An 18,976-nucleotide genomic window follows, 5' to 3' on the forward strand; every position below is an offset into this window, starting at 1 on the left:
TCTGAAAATGATAAAATAGTTCTCATGGAAACTTAAATAGTTCTTGTGAGAACTATATTTATCGTAAGAAAGGAGCAATCATGGACAAGCCGATGTTAATATTCAAACGTTTTGGACACCAGGTTCATCTGATGGTACAGAAAGAAGCCAAGCGATGTGGCATTGAATTTATGGGTGGACCGCAAGGGCAGGTTCTGCGTTTTTTAGATCATTGTGAACAAAAAGAGGAACTGGTCTTGATTAAGGATATCGAGCAAGAACTCAATATTACAAAATCTGTGGCGAGTAATTTAGTCAAGCGCATGGTGCAAAATGGTTTGGTTGAGCTAGAGGCGAGCCCGAGCGATAAGCGGGCAAAATTTGTTCGCCTGACGGAGAAATCGCATTCGCAGATGCAAAAAGTTAAGGAATTTTTTGATCGGATCGATCAGAGTCTGCTAGAGGGGGTTTCAAAGTCAGACTTAGCAATCTTTGAAAAGGTACTCGGGCAATTGCAAGCAAATGTAGAAAAAATAGGAGGAGAGAATGAAGAAACTCGCTAAACGTATTACAGGAAAAGAGTGGGGAATGATCGTCCTTACGATTCTGTTCACTTGTTTCTCGGTCTATCTCGAGTTAGAGGTGCCGACTTATATTTCGCAAATTACAGAATTACTGGGAACGTCTGGAACGCAGTTGGGAGAACTCTGGTCACCAGCTGCGAAGATGATTGGTTTGTCTTTATTGGCTTTCTTTTCATCTGTTATGGTTGGTTTCTTTGCCGCTCGTGTTGCAGCCTCCTATACAACTCATCTACGCACTGATGTATTTCATCAGGTTTTGGATTTTTCGCAGACAGAGATCAAGCGCTTTTCAATCCCAAGTCTTTTGACTCGGACGACCAATGATATTACCCAGGTACAGATGCTCTTTACCATGGGCTTGCAAGTGGTTACTCGTGGGCCGATTATGGCTATCTGGGCCATTGGAAAAATCCTTGGGAAATCGGAATACTGGCTCTGGGCGGTCGTTGTGGCTGTTATTGTGAATGTCTTGATGACCACTGTTCTTATGACTCTGGCCTTTCCAAAACAATCTGTCATTCAAAAATTGACAGATAAACTCAATAGCATCACCCGTGAAAGTCTGACAGGGATTCAAGTGGTGCGTGCTTATAACGCCGAAGATTATCAAGACAAGAAATTCGAAGAGGCCAATGATGAGGTGACTCGACTCAATCTCTTTGTCAACCGTTTGATGGCCATTATGAATCCCATTATGATGGGGATTTCGAGTGGCTTGAGTTTAGCTATTTACTGGATTGGAGCCTATATCATCAACGATGCTAGCTTGACAGAACGTCTGCCCCTTTTTAGCGATATGGTGGTCTTCATGTCCTATGCCATGCAAGTCGTAATGGGATTCTTGCTCATGGGTGCTCTCTTTATCGTCCTTCCTCGTACCTTGGTTTCGGCAGGACGTATCAATCAAGTATTGGATCTGCATTCTTCTATTGAAAATCCTAGTCATGCACAGACAGCGGATCCTTCAGTTCAAGGACAAGTGGAATTCCGTGATGTGACTTTCCGCTACTCTCAAAACTCAGAAGCAGTTGTGGAACATGTTACTTTCAAAGCCGAAGCAGGGCAAACCATTGCCTTTATCGGATCAACTGGATCTGGGAAATCGACACTTGTTAATCTCTTACCTCGTTTTTATGATGTCTCAGCTGGTCAAATCTTAGTCGACGGTGTCAATGTGCAAGATTACGACTTGGAAGATTTGCGCAATAAAGTCGGCTATATTCCACAAAAAGCTGTGCTCTTTTCTGGAGATGTTAAGGGAAACTTAGACTTTGGTAAGAGTCAAGAAAGTCCTCTAAGCGAAGCTGCTATGTGGCAAGCTCTGGAATTGGCTCAGTCTAAAACCTTTATCGAGGATAAGGAAGCAGGTCTTGCTTCAGAAGTTGCCCAAGGCGGGACCAATTTCTCAGGTGGGCAAAGACAACGTTTGGCCATTGCGCGTGCCTTAGCTCGGAAGCCAGAAATCCTCATCTTTGACGACTCCTTCTCAGCCTTGGACTACAAGACAGACCGGATCTTGCGCCAAGAACTTGCTGAAAAAACACAATCCATGACCAAACTCATCGTAGCGCAACGGATTTCCACCATTATGGATGCTGATCTGATCATTGTTTTGGATCAAGGTAAAGTCGTGGGACAAGGCACCCACAAGGAACTTCTAGCAAGCAATGAAGTTTACCAAGAAATTGCCTATTCACAACTATCGAAGGAGGAATTGGAACATGGAAAATAAGAAAATGTCCTTATGGAAACAGTGTAGACCTTTTCTAGCAGGTCTCCAACTTCCCCTACTAGTAGCTGTTGTCGCAGCTGTATGTTCTAGTATCATCACGGTGTATGGACCAACCAAGATAAAAGAAATTACCAACTTAATCTCAGATGGCTTGATGACTGGAATTAACCTGGAAGCTGTATCAAGCATTGCTAGCTTTTTGGTTATCCTTTATGTGCTTGGTATTATCCTTAACTATACACAAGCCTATATATTTTCAACGAGTATCCAACATTTTTCAAAACGCTTGCGGACGGCTATCGCTGAAAAAATCAATCGTTTGCCACTTGGCTATTTTGACCGTCATTCACAAGGAGACACCCTTTCGCGCGTGACCAATGATGTGGATACAGCAGCGCAATCTCTCAACCAAAGTCTAGGGACAGTTCTTTCAGCTAGTTTCTTGTTGATTGCTGTCTTGGTGACCATGTTTGGGATGAACTGGATTTTAGCTCTCGTAACAGTGGTCTCTACGCTTGTTGGTTTTGCGGCGGTTTCCGTAATCATGGCCAAGTCACAGGGTTATTTTAAAGCCCAACAAAATAATCTAGCAGCCGTCAATGGTTATGTGGAAGAGATGTACTCTGGCCATAATGTAGTGACCAGCTACAACGCAGTGGACACCTCCAAAGCGAGATTTGCAGGGTTAAACCAAGACTTGCATGACAGTATCTGGAAATCTCAATTTATCTCTGGTATCATGATGCCAGCCATGTTCTTTGTTGGGAACTTTAGTTATGTCTTAGTCATCATCGTTGGGGCCGCGCTGGCGTTAGAAGGGCATATCACTATAGGGATTATCGTAGCCTTTATGGTTTACGTACGGACCTTCTCCCAACCTCTGTCACAGATTGCCCAAGGGATTACGAGCCTGCAACAAGCGAGTGCAGCCATGACTCGTGTATTAGAATTTCTAGCTGAAGCTGAGATGCAGGATGAATCTCATAAGGAGAGACAATTGAGCGACATGAAAGGGGAAGTAGTCTTTGATCACGTGTCCTTTGGCTATACACCAGAGCGCACCATCATCCATGATTTTTCTGCGACAGCTCATGCAGGTCAAAAGGTCGCAATCGTTGGACCGACTGGGGCTGGGAAGACAACCATTGTCAATCTTTTGATGAAGTTCTATGAGCTAGATAAGGGAAGTATCCGCATTGATGGTGTGGATACCAAGGACATGAAGCGCTCTGAAGTGCACGATGCCTTTTCAATGGTCTTGCAGGATACTTGGCTCTTTGAAGGAACCATTCGTGATAATCTCATCTACAACCAAACAGGGATTAGTGATGAACGAATGATTGAAGCAGCAAAAGCAGTAGGAATCCACCACTTTATCATGACCCTACCAGATGGATACGATACTATTTTAGATGATACAGTGACCTTGTCAGTCGGACAGAGACAGCTCTTAACCATTGCTCGTGCCCTTATCAAAGATGCACCACTCTTGATTTTGGATGAAGCGACATCCTCAGTCGACACACGTACAGAGGAGTTGATTCAAAAAGCCATGGACCGTTTGATGGAAGGTCGAACTTCCTTTGTCATCGCCCACCGCTTGTCAACCATCCGAAATGCAGACTTGATCTTGGTCATGAAAGATGGAAATATCATCGAACAAGGCAATCATGAAGAACTCATGGCTCAAGGTGGTTTCTATGCGGATCTCTATAATAGTCAATTTACAGAAGACGAAGCAGAAGAATAAATCTAAAGAAGGCTTGACGGCCTTCTTTTTCTGCACTATACTAGAAGACAAACGTCTCACCTGTAGACGAAAACAAGGTAATGAATGAGAAGTATAAATGAAAAATTATCAAGAATGGTATCAAAATATCAGCTCCAGACTCACCAGCCATCCCACTCTTTTATTTCTGTTACGCAGTTTCAATCGTTTGATGACAGTCGCCATGCCTCTGGTCTACCTGGCCTTGCTAGTCACCACTTACCTGCAACTAGGACTTGGTCAGCAAGTTGGGGTTTATTTGCTTGTCCCTGCCTCAGGTTTTGTGATTTTGTCTCTTTTTCGTAAGAAAATCAACCACCCGCGACCTTATGAAACTTGGGATATCTGTCCCCTTCTTGATAAGGATAGTTCGGGACGGTCGATGCCCAGTCGCCATGTCTTTTCGGCAACTATCATCTCCATGGCCTGTCTGCATGCTAGTCTACCTGTTGGCTTAGCATGCTTGATTTTTTCAGCTTTGCTGGGACTGGTGAGGGTTTTAGGGGGGGTTCATTATCCCAAGGATGTCTTGGTTGGCTATGCTTGTGGTCTGGTGTGGGGATTCCTTTTCTTCTTATTTTGACATGTAAGTTAAGCTAGTCCTACAACCACTTACTGCTTCAAATTGACCACTTGCTTTTTTGCCCTTGTATTCCTAACTTAGCTTTGATATAGTAGAGTCAGAAAGGAGATGTGATGAAGTTACGAATTGAGATTGACGGCAATTTAGAGGAGACTGAAATTGTCATCAAGACCCCTGCTTTGACAGATGAAATTGCAGATTTGCAACGGCTCTTGCAAGAGTCAAAGGCTCCGAGGTTGACTTTTTACAAGGGGACAGGTGAATATTATCTAGACCTGTCAGAAATTCTCTTCTTTGAAACAGAAGGAAGCAAGATCTACGCTCATAACCAGAAGGAAGCCTATGAAGTTCGTCTCAAACTTTATGAGTTGGAGTCCATCTTGCCTCGCTATTTTAGTCGAGTGTCCAAGTCAACGATCGCAAACATCCGTCAGATTTACTCAGTGGACAAGTCCTTTTCAGGAACGGGCACCATTTCCTTCTATCAGACGCACAAGGAGGTTCATGTCTCACGGCATTACCAATCCCTCCTAAAAGAAAATCTAAGAAACATGAGGTAAAAAAGATGAAAAAGAAAGCATTTGGTATTGTTTTATTGGTTTTAGCAGCTTGGATCTTGCTGCAAGGGAATTTTGGCATTCCTTCTTTGGATGGTAAAATATGGCCTTTGATTGGTATCGCCTTTTTTGCTTACCAATCAGTTGAAGCTTTGCTTCGTCGTCATCTAACATCAGCAGTTTTTACCGCTCTAGTAGCCTTAATGATTGCGAATCATTTTTATAACATTTTTCCTATTCCAAACCAGTCTTTGTTTTGGGCTAGTATCTTAGCAGTGCTAGGTGTTGGTTATCTGACGCATTCAAGTAAGTTTTGGAATGAAAAAAAATGGTGGTACGATGGGAAAAAAACAGTCGTCACGGATAAGGAAGTCGCTTTTGGTAGCGGGACCTTCTATAAGCAAGATCAAGATCTCGTAGATGACCAAGTGGAAGTCGCTTTTGGGGATGCTAAAATCTACTATGATAATGCAGAGATGCTAGGTGATTTTGCAACTTTAAATATTGAAGTGGCCTTCGGGAATGCAACCGTCTATGTTCCACAACACTGGCGTGTCGATTTGAAAGTAGAAACCTCCTTTGGTGCAGCTAAGGCAGATGCTCCTGTAGCGCCAACAAACAAAACCTTGATTATTCGTGGGGAAGTCGCTTTTGGTAAACTTGGAGTTGTTTACGTTAAATAAAAAAATAGTTTAGGCCCTTGATAAATTCAAGAAAGTGTGATAACATAGTACGGTATGTGGTGCTAGCACATCCGCTATATTAGATCTAATAGGAGGAAAACACAATGGCTAAAGTATGTTACTTTACAGGTCGTAAGACTGTATCAGGAAACAACCGTTCACACGCGATGAACCAAACAAAACGTGCCGTAAAACCAAACCTTCAAAAAGTTACGGTTCTTATCGATGGTAAACCTAAAAAAGTTTGGGCTTCAGCTCGTGCTTTGAAATCAGGTAAAGTTGAACGCGTTTAATAAAAATGAAAAGACCTAACTGGTCTTTTTCTTTTGCTCTAAGGATAAAATCATTTGAAAAATAGAGTAAATATCCGCCGATACAGCATTCTGCTTTTACACTTGGGCTGAAATATGATAAAATAGAGTATCAACTAGTTGAGGTAAAAAAAATGACTGTAAAAATTAATACAAAAGATGGTCAAATCGAACTGACAGATGAAGTGATTGCAACCGTAGTAGGTGGTGCCGCAACTGAGATTTTTGGTGTGGTCGGTATGGCTAGTAAAAATGCCCTCAAAGACAATTTCCAAGCCCTTCTTGGTAAGGAAAATTATTCTAAGGGTGTTGTTATAAAAGCAGCCGAAGATGGTAGCATTGCAGTTGATGTTTATACCGTATTGAGCTACGGAGTAAAGATAAGCGAAGTGTCAAAAAACATTCAAGAGCGTGTTCGTTTTAGTTTAGAAAATCAACTAGGAATTACTGCTCAGACTGTGAATGTCTACATTCAAAATATCAAAGTTGTAGGAGAATAATCGTGTCAAAAATTACTACCAGTTTATTCCAAGAGATGGTGCAGGCTGCATCAACTCGTTTGAATAAGCAAGCAGAATATGTCAATTCATTGAACGTCTTTCCAGTTCCAGATGGAGATACTGGGACAAACATGGGAATGACCATTGAAAATGGTGCCAAAGAAGTAGCGGACAAGCCTGCTTCTACAGTTGGAGAAGTAGCGAGCATTCTTGCCAAAGGGCTCTTGATGGGTGCGCGTGGGAACTCAGGGGTTATCACATCTCAGCTCTTCCGTGGCTTCTCTCAGGCTATCAAGGAAAAAGATGAATTAACAGGTCAAGACCTGGCTCTTGCCTTCCAATCCGGTGTTGAAGTAGCTTATAAAGCGGTTATGAAACCAGTTGAAGGAACCATTTTGACTGTTTCTCGTGGAGCGGCTATTGGAGCTAAGAAAAAAGCCGAGGAGACAGACGATGCTGTTGAGGTCATGCGTGCAGCCTTGGAAGGTGCAAAAGCAGCTTTGGCTAAGACACCAGAAATGCTTCCAGTCCTTAAGGAAGTTGGTGTGGTAGACTCAGGTGGTCAAGGTTTGGTCTTCATCTACGAAGGATTCCTTTCAGCTCTTACTGGTGAATACAGTGCTTCTGAAGACTTTGTAGCGACTCCTGCCAACATGAGTGAAATGATCAATGCAGAGCACCATAAGTCTGTGGCTGGACATGTTGCAACTGAGGATATTACCTTTGGTTACTGTACAGAGATTATGGTAGCTCTCAAACAAGGTCCAACTTATTCTAAGGACTTTGACTACGATGAATTCCGTAACTACTTGAATGACTTAGGCGACTCACTCCTTGTTGTCAACGATGATGAGATCGTCAAAGTTCACGTCCATACAGAAGATCCAGGTCTTGTCATGCAAGAAGGTCTCAAATATGGTAGCTTGATCAAGGTAAAAGTGGACAACATGCGTAACCAACACGAGGCGCAAGTTGAAAAAGAAGCGACCCAAGGCAACAAGCCTGCTGAAACAAAAGAGTATGCCCTTATCGCAGTAGTAGCTGGTCAAGGTTTAGCAGATATCTTCCGTGCTCAAGGTGTGGATTATGTCATCGAAGGTGGTCAGACGATGAACCCTTCAACAGAAGACTTTATCAAGGCTGTTGAACAGGTCAATGCTCGCAACATCATCTTCTTGCCAAACAACAAAAATATCTTTATGGCAGCTCAGTCTGCGGCTGAAGTGCTTGAACAACCTGCTGTTGTTGTAGAAGCACGTACAATTCCTCAAGGGTTGACCAGTCTTCTTGCCTTTGATCCAAGCAAATCAATCGAAGAAAACAAAGAACGTATGACTGCAGCCCTTGGTGATGTCATCAGCGGTAGTGTAACAACAGCCGTTCGTGATACAACTATCGATGGATTAGCAATTCATGAAAATGATAATCTTGGTATGGTTGATGGGAAAATCCTCGTGTCAAACCCTGACATGCACCAAACCTTGACAGAAACATTGAAACATATGTTGGACGAAGACAGTGAAATCGTGACTTTCTATGTCGGTGAAGACGGAAGCGAAGAACTTGCCAATGAAATTGCCCAAGAAATCGCAGAAGAATTTGAAGATGTTGAAGTCGAAATCCACCAAGGTCAACAACCCGTATATCCATATCTTTTCAGTGTGGAATAATCGTGAAAATGGAGTAAAAACAACAGAAGGAAGCTGGTTTTACAGCTTCCTTTTTCTATGCAAATGGAGTTATAAAGAAATTTCTGTAGAAATGAACATTCTATTGGAAATTCTATGTATGATAAGTTATAATGATAAAGCTGTTATGTTAGATTAAGTATGAATATAAAGGAGAAATGATGAAGAAAAAATTTTTTAATCAATCTTTTTCCCGCTTTTCAATTAGAAAGTTAAGTGTTGGGACCTGTTCGGTATTGCTAGGAACCTTTATGGTGATGGCTACTTCTCCAGTGCAAGCGGATGAAGCTCAAGTCAACAATAAGGAACAACAAACGCAGGCGGAAATTCAACAGAAGGAAAAAAGTGCTGAGAATGGACAGGAAGTCATTTCTGAGCCTCAAAAAGTGGTAACACAGAACGAAGCGGTTAAGGAGCTGGAGGATAAAGCTGAACCGTCCAAAACAGAAGTATCTGCACCAGTCTCTCAGAGCCAACCAGTTTCTCAAGTTGACAATACGAAGGAAGCGAGTCAGCCTTCTTTAGATGAGGAGAAAAAGCAATCTCTAGAATCAACTCAAACTGAGCAGAAAAGCAAGGAAGAAAGTGGCTCTAGCGGGAAAACTTCTTCTAGGCGCAAGAGATCGCTAGATGAAGTCAATGCAGAATTTAAAACTCATTCGCCAATCAAAGATATCCATGCTGTAGATAGTGTTCGTGAGTCCTTGACTTTTAGTATTACTGGACACGAAGCAGATTATTCTGGTGGGTATATCAAAATTCATTTCCAAAATGGGAAGGCTATTAAATTGACCCCTTCTCCAGTTGGTGGTGTAAAGTTCAGCCAAGAAAAAACGAATGGGGACCTTGATTTAAAGATAGAACCTGCAAATCTGAGAGGTGGAGCAAACTATAACTTCGTCTATACTTTTCAGATAGATCCTTTGACTCAGAACTGGGGAGGTGCTGTCCAAGCCATTGGGCCAGACCATAAGGTGACCGCAACTGCTAAGCTCTATGACAAAAATGGCAATGTCCTCAAAGAACTTGGAAGCATTGAACACACATGGAAAGTCTTAGAAAACGGGGTGGGTGGCCTGACTCCAATGTCTGGCAATCAGGTCATTGGCTACGATCGAAATAACGATGGTATTGTCGACGATGATTCATCGGTCGTGTCCTACTATCTATTTAACGGTGCGAAAGATCCTAAGAATAATACGGTAAGAAATGATTACTTCAACTATGGAAATGGTGTCTTTGATGGTCGTATGATCAATGGTATGGGGATTAGTGATGTCGGAGGGCATATCATTGATCCTGTCACTTCTTATACCTATAATATAGAGTTAAAAGAAGGTTATGAATTGACAGATGAAGCTAAAGCTCTAGGATGGACTGCCGATGCGACGGGTTACCATCTGACGATTAACAGAGCTAACAATCCGCTTCAAGATATTAATAACAATAAAAATAAGCTCATTCCAATTTCTTTCAAGTTAAAGAATGCCAAAGTAGCAGATATCAATAGAAAAGCGCAAAACTTTACTGTGACGGGTATCTATACAAAAGCAGATGGGACTAGCTATCAAAATACGGCCGTTCTGCCTTATGCTCTCTTTGTTCAAAAAACAGACCAGCCAGAGTCTTCTCTCTTTGAATATAGACACTATAATCAGTCTGACTCGGAGATAATTCGTTCCTATGGTGAAACAGAATACCGTTCTAATGTTCGACTTTCATCAGTCGCAGAGGTTGAAAAAGATTATCCTATCAATGACTACACTGTCACTCATAAAATACAGGATTCACGAGAGTCTTATCGAGAAGTCAATGCGATTGAGGATCGTTATTGGAATGAATTTTTCTCCTCACCGGATGCATCCGTAGAAGTATACAATAAAGCTACAGGTGAATTATTAGGGACTTTTAATAGTAACACCCGTAGTCTACGATTGACGGAAGAGCAAGATGTGAAGGAACTGGAGTACAAGTTTAAAAATATCAAGATGAGGAAGTCCTCAACCAATGATACTTCGGCATTTTTTTTCCAGACAAAAACACGTTTTAATAATTGGGAAAGTCTCTATAAAGATTCGACGATTCGTAAGTTGGATTCTAGAACGGATTTCACTTTTAAGAATACTAGCAACACTGTTTCCTTCTCTCAAACTGCCTCAGCCGAATTGACGCGTGTTATCCAGCAAATTTCAATGGTTGGACGCCGTCGGACAGATGTCTTTAATCGACACACAGATGCTTCTGGTTTTAAAGAAGATTTTATCACAAGGACTGCGGGTAAAGACACCCCTACTCAGAACTTCGCAAACTTGACGGGAGTTTACCATTTAGCCTATTTGGCTGACCCTCAATTAAACTTTAGTGGAAACCTTAATTTTAAGGTCTATTATAATTACAAAGATACTGGGAAAACTCTCTACTATGCCCAAGTGAAGGGGACTCCAGACTCCCCTATGCCTCCAACGCTTTTGAAGTTGGAAAACAAAACGATTCCAAATGGGACCTATACCTATAAAGCGATTGCTTTCTGGGATGAGGAACTTCCTGACGTTCAAGCTCAGAATGGTTACGACTTGGGGGAGCTTGACGGCATTACAGTTACCTCGAAAAATTCAGTTTCTTATGACTTCGATGTGATCGTACAGGCTTCTGAAGCGAGTGGTGTCTACTCTGAAGTGAAGAGAGCTACAAATCAACACTTTGCCTACAATACCCAAGAGCACTATCCTGGTGATGAGATTGATTTCAGAGTGACCTATAAAAACACATCTAAACAGCCGGTTTCAGACGTTTATGTTTTGTCATCCTTGCCGATGAAAGGTGATAAACAGCTAGAATCCAGAAATCGTGGTTCTGGATTTACAGTGAGTTTGACAAAAGCTTTAACACCACCTTCAGGCTGGGAAGTTCAATATAGTCGTACTGCGGGCACTGCTACAGAAATTAATGCTTCACAATGGCTCACAGCAGATCAAGTGTCGGATTGGTCAGAGATTCGTGCAGTTCGTTGGCATTCGACTGCTCCGGTTGCTGCTGGAAGTAGTGTTCAGTTTCCTATCGATGGAGCAGTTATCGGGCAAGATACTGCCCCAGGTGCTACAGCTTATCTTTCTTCGGCTCTGGCAAATGGTAGTTCCAAGTACACTGAGTCCAATAATGTTTCAATCCAAATGTCCACCAAACTGTCATCTGCAAGTTTCACCTTTGTGGATGTAAATGATCCGTCTAAGGAAGTGCAACTAGGACAGGTAGACACAGTTGTAGGCAAACCTAATGGACCAATTTCTTATGATCCTGTTCGTCGAATTAAGGAATTAGAAGATGCAGGATATGAACTGATTAGTAACGATTTTACAGATCATACCTTTGGTGACTCGGCTAGCCCAAGACAATTCAAGTTTCAGTTTAGACACAAGATTACAGAACTAACCGAAACTGTTCGTGGAACTCGAGAGATTGATTTTGAATATCTCAAAAAAACAAACCATTCTGATTTATCACTCCTTCCTCCAAAACATGTTGAGACTCATTCGTTTACTCGAACGAAGAGAATTGACCAGGTTTTGGCGAAACGGCAACCAAATGATGCGACAGCTGGTGTGACATACTCAGCCTGGTCTGCAGACCAAACTTGGTCTCAAGTGATTTCTCCTGAAATTCCTGGCTATTATCCAAGAGAGGATATTGATGCAAACACAATGTCGGGAGAAGGAGCTCTCGATGAATATTTATTGACCGCGGATGATCCTAGAGATGAAGAGTTGGAAAAAGAATTTACCTGGTATCGGGTGGTGTACTATGTTCCGCTTCCAGTTGTTCCATCAGCAAGTGCAGCGAAATCTAAAGGCCTTCAAGGGCAGAAGCAGGCAGCGACGATTCAATTTGATGAGGATAGAGCAAGCGAGAGCGAGGTTCACTTTGCAAAAGGGACAACAACCATTAATGGAGCAAAGAAATCCGTTGAACTAGTCCAAAGCAGTGTCTTTCTTTATGATGAGAATGGGCAAAAGGTAACTTCGCTAACCATTGCCGACCAAGGTACGTACGATTTAGATCTTGTAAATAAAACAATTGTCTTTACTCCACTGAAAACCTTCTATGGTCCGGCAACTCCAGTTCAAGTTGGAGTGGTGGATAAAAATGGAGAGTCGGCTGTAACGACCTATACCCCAGTTGTTGAAAGAGTAACACCAACAGGTTCAGGTGATAAGACAGAGGGTCTGCAAGGACAGGTCCAAGAAGGTAAAGTGACCTTCACTCCAGGCCATGCCTCAGTTCCATTCCCAGCTGATTCGACTCCACTATTTGACAATGGTACAACTGTGAAAGAAGTGCCAAATGTTGGTAAGTTCGAAGTGGATGCAGACGGTAAGGTGACCTTCACTCCTGATAAACAGTTCAAGGGTGAAACACCAGAGCTTGAATTGACTCGTGTGGATGCCAACGGAACTCCTGTTACTGTCAAGTACCAAGCGGTAGTGAAAGAAGTAACACCAACTTCAACAGACGCCACTTCAAATGGTATCCAAGGTCAACCGCAAAAAGGTACCCCAACTTTCCAAGGTGGTGACCCATTGGTTCCAATCGATGAAACAGTTGAACCAACCTTCGCAGATGGAAGCAAGGAAAAAGTGATTTCAGGTCAAGGAACCTACACGATTGCACCAGACGGAACTGTAACTTTCACTCCAGACAAACAGTTTGTTGGAAACCCAACTCCAGTCACAGTGAAACGGGTGGATAAGAACGGTACCCCGGTGACTGCGACCTACAGTCCAGAGTTTACGAAAGTAACGCCAACTGGTACAGGTGATAAGACAGAGGGGTTTCAAGGTCAGGCCCAAGAAGGTAAAGTGACCTTCACGCCAGGCCATGACTCTGTTCCATTCCCAGCTGATTCAATTCCACTATTTGACACTGGGACAGCTGTGAAAGAAGTACCAAATGTTGGTAAGTTTGAAGTGGACGCAGAAGGCAAGGTAACCTTCACCCCAGACAAACAGTTCAAGGGTGAAACACCAGAACTTGAATTGACTCGTGTGGATGCCAATGGAACTCCTGTTACTGTCAAGTACCAAGCAGTAGTGAAAGAAGTAGTTCCAACTTCAACGGATGCCACTTCAAATGGTATCCAAGGTCAACCGCAAAAAGGTACCCCAACCTTCACAGAAGGTAATCCAGCTGTTCCACTGGATGATACGAAACCAATGACTTTCGAAGATGGACAGTCAACGAAAACAGTTCCGGGTGTAGGTGAATACAGCATCAATCCAGATGGCTCTATTACCTTTACACCAGAAAAACAATATGTTGGTACTCCAGCTCCAGTAACGGTTAAACGAGTCGATAAGAATGGCACCCTAGTTACTGCGACATATACCCCAACAGTGACCAAGGTAACACCAACAGGAACCGGCGCAACCAGCACAGGCCCTCAAGGACTTCTGCAAACAGGAACTCCAACGTTTAAAGGTGGTGACCCATTAGTTCCAATCGATGAAACAGTAGAGCCAACCTTCGCAGATGGAAGCAAAGAGAAATCTATTCCAGGCCAAGGAACCTACACGATTGCACCAGACGGAACTGTAACCTTCACTCCAGACAAGCAGTTTGTTGGAAACCCAGATCCAGTTACAGTGAAACGTGTGGATAAGAATGGCACCCCAGTTACTGCGACATACAGCCCAGAGTTTACTAAGGTAACTCCAACTGGAACCGGTGCAACAAGTACAGGTCCTCAAGGACTTCCACAAACTGGTACTCCAATCTTCCAAGGTGGTGATCCACTGGTTCCAATTGATGAAACAGTCGAGCCAACCTTCGAAGATGGAAGCAAAGAGAAGACCATTCCAGGTCAAGGAACCTATACGATTGCTCCAGACGGAACAGTAACCTTCACTCCAGACAAGCAGTTTGTAGGCAAACCAGATCCAGTCACAGTCAAACGCGTAGATAAGAACGGCACCCCAGTTACTGCGACTTATAGTCCAGAGTTTACGAAAGTAACACCAACAGGTTCAGGTGATAAGACAGAAGGTCTACAAGGTCAGGTCCAAGAAGGTAAAGTGACCTTCACACCAGGCCATGATTCAGTTCCATTCCCAGCTGATTCAACCCCACTATTTGACAATGGTACAACTGTGAAAGAAGTACCAAATGTTGGTAAGTTCGAAGTGGATGCAGATGGTAAGGTAACCTTCACCCCAGATAAGCAATTCAAGGGGGAAACACCAGAACTTGAATTGACTCGTGTGGATGCCAACGGAACTCCTGTTACAGTCAAGTACCAAGCGGTGGTGAAAGAAGTAGTTCCAACCAGCACTAACGCAACCAGCACAGGCCCTCAAGGTGTTCCTCAAACAGGCGCCCCAACTTTCCAAGGTGGTGATCCACTGGTTCCAATCGATGAAACAGTAGAGCCAACTTTCGCAGATGGAAGCAAGGAGAAGACTATTCCAGGTCAAGGAACCTACACGATTGCGCCAGATGGTACAGTGACCTTCACACCAGACAAGCAGTTTGTCGGAAACCCAGATCCAGTCACAGTCAAACGCGTAGATAAGAATGGGACTCCAGTTACTGCGACCTATAGTCCAGAATTTACGAAAGTGACACCAACAGGAACTGGCGCAACGAGCACAGGTCCTCAAGGACTTCCACAAACGGGTACTCCAACCTTCCAAGGTGGCGATCCACTGGTTCCAATCGATGAAGCGGTTGAGCCAACCTTTGAAGATGGAAGCAAGGAAAAGAATATTCCAGGCCAAGGAACCTACACGATTGCACCAGACGGAACTGTAACCTTCACTCCAGACAAGCAGTTTGTAGGGAATCCAGATCCAGTTACAGTGAAACGTGTGGATAAGAATGGCACTCCAGTTACTGCGACTTACAGTCCAGAATTTACGAAAGTAACACCAACAGGTTCAGGTGATAAGACAGAAGGTCTGCAAGGACAGGTCCAAGAAGGTAAAGTGACCTTCACGCCAGGCCATGACTCAGTTCCATTCTCAGCTGATTCAACACCACTATTTGACAATGGTACAACTGTGAAAGAAGTACCAAATGTTGGTAAGTTCGAAGTGGACGCAGACGGCAAGGTAACTTTCACCCCAGACAAACAGTTCAAGGGTGAAACACCAGAACTTGAATTGACTCGAGTGGATGCCAACGGTACTCCTGTTACCGTTAAGTACCAAGCGGTGGTGAAAGAAGTAGTTCCAACCAGCACTAACGCAACCAGCACAGGCCCTCAGGGTGTTCCACAAACAGGAACTCCAAGCTTCCAAGGTGGTGATCCACTGGTTCCAATCGATGAAACCGTTGAACCAACCTTCGCAGATGGAAGCAAAGAGAAGTCTATTCCAGGTCAAGGAACTTACACGATTACACCAGACGGTACAGTCACCTTCACACCAGACAAACAGTTTGTTGGAAACCCAGATCCAGTTACAGTGAAACGTGTGGATAAGAATGGCACTCCAGTGACTGCGACGTACAGTCCAGAGTTTACGAAAGTAACCCCAACTGGTACAGGTGATAAGACAGAGGGTCTGCAAGGTCAGGTCCAAGAAGGTACAGTGGCCTTCACTCCAGGCCATGACTCAGTTCCATTCCCAGCTGATTCAACACCACTATTTGACAATGGGACAGCTGTGAAAGAAGTGCCAAATGTTGGTAAGTTCGAAGTGGACGCAGATGGTAAGGTGACCTTCACTCCTGATAAACAGTTCAAGGGTGAAACACCAGAGCTTGAATTGACTCGAGTGGATGTCAACGGAACTCCTGTTACTGTCAAGTACCAAGCGGTGGTGAAAGAAGTAGTTCCAACCAGCACTAACGCAACCAGCACAGGCCCTCAAGGTGTTCCACAAACAGGTACTCCAACCTTCCAAGGCGGTGATCCACTGGTTCCAATTGATGAAACAGTAGAGCCAACCTTTGAAGATGGAAGCAAAGAGAAATCTATTCCAGGCCAAGGAACTTACACGATTGCATCAGATGGAACTGTAACTTTCACTCCAGACAAACAGTTTGTTGGAAACCCAACTCCAGTCACAGTCAAACGCGTAGATAAGAATGGAACTCCAGTCACTGCGACTTACAGTCCAGAGTTTACGAAAGTAACACCAACAAGAACTAACGCAACCAGCACTGGCCCTCAGGGTGTTCCACAAACAGGAACTCCAAGCTTCCAAGGTGGTGATCCATTGGTTCCGATTGATGAAACAGTAGAGCCAACCTTCGCAGATGGAAGTAAAGAGAAGTCTATTCCAGGTCAAGGAACTTACACGATTGCGCCAGACGGAACTGTAACCTTCACCCCGGACAAGCAGTTTATCGGAAACCCAACTCCAGTCACAGTCAAACGTGTGGATAAGAACGGTACTCAAGTGACTGCGACCTATCGTCCAACAGTTGTAGATCCATCTACTGGTCATGATACGGCTTCTACAGGAGCAAAAGGCCAACCACAAATGGCAACCCCAACGTTTGAAGGACATATCGATAGTACAGTTCCACCAACATTTGAGGATGGTAGCACGACTATGGTTGTTCCAGGTGAAGGAAGCTATACAATTGATAAAGATGGTAAGATTACCTTTACTCCAGAACCAGACTTTGTTGGTAGAGCCAAAGGATTGGTTGTGAAACGTTTGGATGTGTATGGAAATGTAGTTATTGCTCATTACACACCAACTGTCCTTGGACAAACACAAGTGAGTGATGCGACATCAGAAGGTCTTAAAGGTCAAACTCAGACTGGTAAGCCAAACTTTACAGGTGATGTCGATCTGACAGTTCCGCCAACCTTTGAAGATGGAACAACTGAAAAAGTCGTTCCAGGTGAAGGAACTTATGTAATCTCACCAGATGGCACCGTCACCTTTACCCCTGAGGCAGACTTTGTAGGACAAGCTAAAGGTGTGAAAGTGATCCGTAAAGATCGCAATGGAAATATTATTTCAGGATTCTATACTCTAACAGTAGTAGAACTTCCAGAGCAAGTGAAGCCGTCTGATAAAAAAGAACTTTCAGTACCTGATTCGAAACCAGATCAATTGACTCAAAACATCTCTGTAGAAAAACATCAACTTCCAAATACAGGAAGTCAAGAAGATGGTTTGAAAAATCTAGGAATTCTGACAGCCCTAGCAGGTGCCATGACACTTGGATTGCTAGGTAAAAAGAAACGAAACGATGAATCAGACTAATCATTTTTAAGAACCGAGAAATCGGTTCTTTTTTATGACATTTGTCATATTTCCTAGTGACAGAAGCATCTAGCTCCGCTAACTTCAAAAGACTATAATTGAAGTATGAAATGGAGGCAGAAGAAATGAAAAATAAAATGATTGTCGCAGTGAGTTTAGTAGCAGCAGGAGTTATGACCTATCTCATGTTTTCAGGATTGGACGAGGGTTTCTACCATTTTCCTTGGGAGCTCTTTGCTGGCTTTGGAATGATGTCTTGGCTTGTCAGAGAAGGTTTGAAATTGGTCAGAGATGTGAAAAAGGAGTTTGAGGAATGAAAAAAGCAATCATCTATCTCTTTATCGGTCTGTCACTCTTGGTATGGTTAGTGGAAATGTTTACTGGGTGGTTTGACCAAACCTTGCTTCGCCAATTTATTCGTGGTGCTTGGGGTTTTGGATTTATGATTTTTGTCGTTTTCCCTATGGGAATGAAGTGGTTGAAAGGAGAATCTCATGACTGTGATTAAAGTTGAGAAATTGAGTAAGAAAATAAAAGACAAGGAGATCTTGCGGAACATCTCCTTTGAAATCAACGATGGTGAATGTGTCGCCTTGATCGGACCTAACGGAGCAGGTAAGACGACCTTGATTGATTGCCTCTTGGGCGACAAGTTCGTGAGCTCAGGTCAGATAGCTATTCAAGGCTTTGCACCAACAGATCCTCGATTAAAGCAGCTTATTTCTATCTTACCTCAAGAAAATACGGTGGTTCAAGACTTGAAAGTGAAAGAACTCTTATCCTTCTTTCAATCAATCTATCCAAACTGTCTCTCGAATCAAGAAATTGATGACTTGCTGAGATTTTCGGACAAACAGAAAAATCAGCTAGCGGGCAAGTTGTCTGGTGGGCAAAAACGTTTGTTCTCTTTCGTGTTGGCACTAATAGGTCGTCCGAAAATTCTATTTTTGGACGAACCAACTGCTGCCATGGATACCTCAACACGTCAGCATTTTTGGGAAATTGTTAATCGATTAAAGAAAAATGGTGTCACCATTGTCTACTCTTCTCACTATATCGAAGAGGTAGAACATACGGCTGACCGCATTTTGGTCCTCCACAAGGGTGAATTGATCCGGGATACGACACCTTATGCCATGCGTGGTGAAGAACAAGAAAAACATTTTACGGTACCTCTAACTTATCAGGAAGTTATCAGCACTTTGGACCAGATTCAAGGGCTTGAAATCAAGCAAAATGCTCTTTCCTTCACAACCAAAGAAGCCAGCCAGGTATGGAAAGTCTTGCAAGAACAGGGCTGCATGATCGAAGAAATTGAAGTTCGCAATCGAACTCTCTTAGACAGTATCTTCGAAACGACTCAAGACTAAAGGAGA

General features: G+C 43.2%; 13 protein-coding genes. All 13 read left to right on the top strand.

From position 1 onward, the window contains the following. The first annotated feature begins 80 nt into the window (after window positions 1-80). The 13 genes from B7720_RS03830 (at window position 81) to B7720_RS03890 (ending at window position 18,970) form a co-directional block, all read left to right on the top strand. The gene (locus tag B7720_RS03830; protein ID WP_084856586.1) at window positions 81-542 is read left to right on the top strand and encodes a MarR family winged helix-turn-helix transcriptional regulator; all 462 of its coding nucleotides are present in this window, start codon (window positions 81-83) and stop codon (window positions 540-542) included. Further along, window positions 526-2,295 (top strand): ABC transporter ATP-binding protein, encoded by a 1,770-nt coding sequence (locus tag B7720_RS03835; protein ID WP_084856588.1) that lies wholly within the window; start codon window positions 526-528, stop codon window positions 2,293-2,295. The genes B7720_RS03830 and B7720_RS03835 overlap by 17 nt, the downstream gene beginning before the upstream one ends. Continuing rightward, a complete protein-coding gene (locus tag B7720_RS03840) occupies window positions 2,285-4,045 on the top strand; it encodes an ABC transporter ATP-binding protein (protein WP_084856590.1) in 1,761 nt (586 codons plus the stop codon). The genes B7720_RS03835 and B7720_RS03840 overlap by 11 nt, the downstream gene beginning before the upstream one ends. A 97-nt stretch (window positions 4,046-4,142) precedes the next feature. After that, complete coding sequence (locus tag B7720_RS03845; protein ID WP_000800922.1) at window positions 4,143-4,646, top strand: phosphatase PAP2 family protein; 504 nt, start codon at window positions 4,143-4,145, stop codon at window positions 4,644-4,646. Between the two features lie 113 nt (window positions 4,647-4,759). Continuing rightward, the gene (locus B7720_RS03850; protein ID WP_000776582.1) at window positions 4,760-5,206 is read left to right on the top strand and encodes a LytTR family DNA-binding domain-containing protein; all 447 of its coding nucleotides are present in this window, start codon (window positions 4,760-4,762) and stop codon (window positions 5,204-5,206) included. 5 nt (window positions 5,207-5,211) lie between these two features. Then, window positions 5,212-5,886, top strand: a complete 675-nt coding sequence (locus B7720_RS03855) for a LiaF transmembrane domain-containing protein (protein ID WP_084856593.1) — start codon at window positions 5,212-5,214, stop codon at window positions 5,884-5,886. Between the two features lie 104 nt (window positions 5,887-5,990). Next, window positions 5,991-6,179, top strand: coding sequence for a 50S ribosomal protein L28 (rpmB, locus tag B7720_RS03860; RefSeq protein ID WP_001140948.1), 189 nt, complete (start codon window positions 5,991-5,993; stop codon window positions 6,177-6,179). Window positions 6,180-6,331: 152 nt separating this feature from the next. Then, on the top strand, window positions 6,332-6,697 hold the full coding sequence (locus tag B7720_RS03865; protein WP_000216434.1) for an Asp23/Gls24 family envelope stress response protein: 366 nt from the start codon (window positions 6,332-6,334) through the stop codon (window positions 6,695-6,697). A gap of 2 nt (window positions 6,698-6,699) precedes the next feature. Then, a complete protein-coding gene (locus B7720_RS03870; RefSeq protein WP_049478837.1) occupies window positions 6,700-8,367 on the top strand; it encodes a DAK2 domain-containing protein in 1,668 nt (555 codons plus the stop codon). 176 nt (window positions 8,368-8,543) lie between these two features. Further along, window positions 8,544-17,600 (top strand): YSIRK-type signal peptide-containing protein, encoded by a 9,057-nt coding sequence (locus B7720_RS03875; protein WP_084856596.1) that lies wholly within the window; start codon window positions 8,544-8,546, stop codon window positions 17,598-17,600. Between the two features lie 110 nt (window positions 17,601-17,710). Continuing rightward, window positions 17,711-17,917: a hypothetical protein gene (locus B7720_RS03880; RefSeq protein ID WP_049479065.1), complete on the top strand. Its 207-nt coding sequence runs from the start codon at window positions 17,711-17,713 to the stop codon at window positions 17,915-17,917. After that, window positions 17,914-18,108, top strand: coding sequence for a hypothetical protein (locus tag B7720_RS03885; RefSeq protein WP_000709174.1), 195 nt, complete (start codon window positions 17,914-17,916; stop codon window positions 18,106-18,108). Before B7720_RS03880 ends, B7720_RS03885 begins: the two co-directional genes overlap by 4 nt. Next, the gene (locus B7720_RS03890; protein ID WP_084856599.1) at window positions 18,095-18,970 is read left to right on the top strand and encodes an ABC transporter ATP-binding protein; all 876 of its coding nucleotides are present in this window, start codon (window positions 18,095-18,097) and stop codon (window positions 18,968-18,970) included. The genes B7720_RS03885 and B7720_RS03890 overlap by 14 nt, the downstream gene beginning before the upstream one ends. The last annotated feature ends 6 nt before the right edge of the window (window positions 18,971-18,976 follow it).

The sequence above is a fragment of the Streptococcus oralis subsp. oralis genome, assembly GCF_002096455.1.
Taxonomy (GTDB): Bacteria; Bacillota; Bacilli; order Lactobacillales; family Streptococcaceae; genus Streptococcus; species Streptococcus oralis_CY.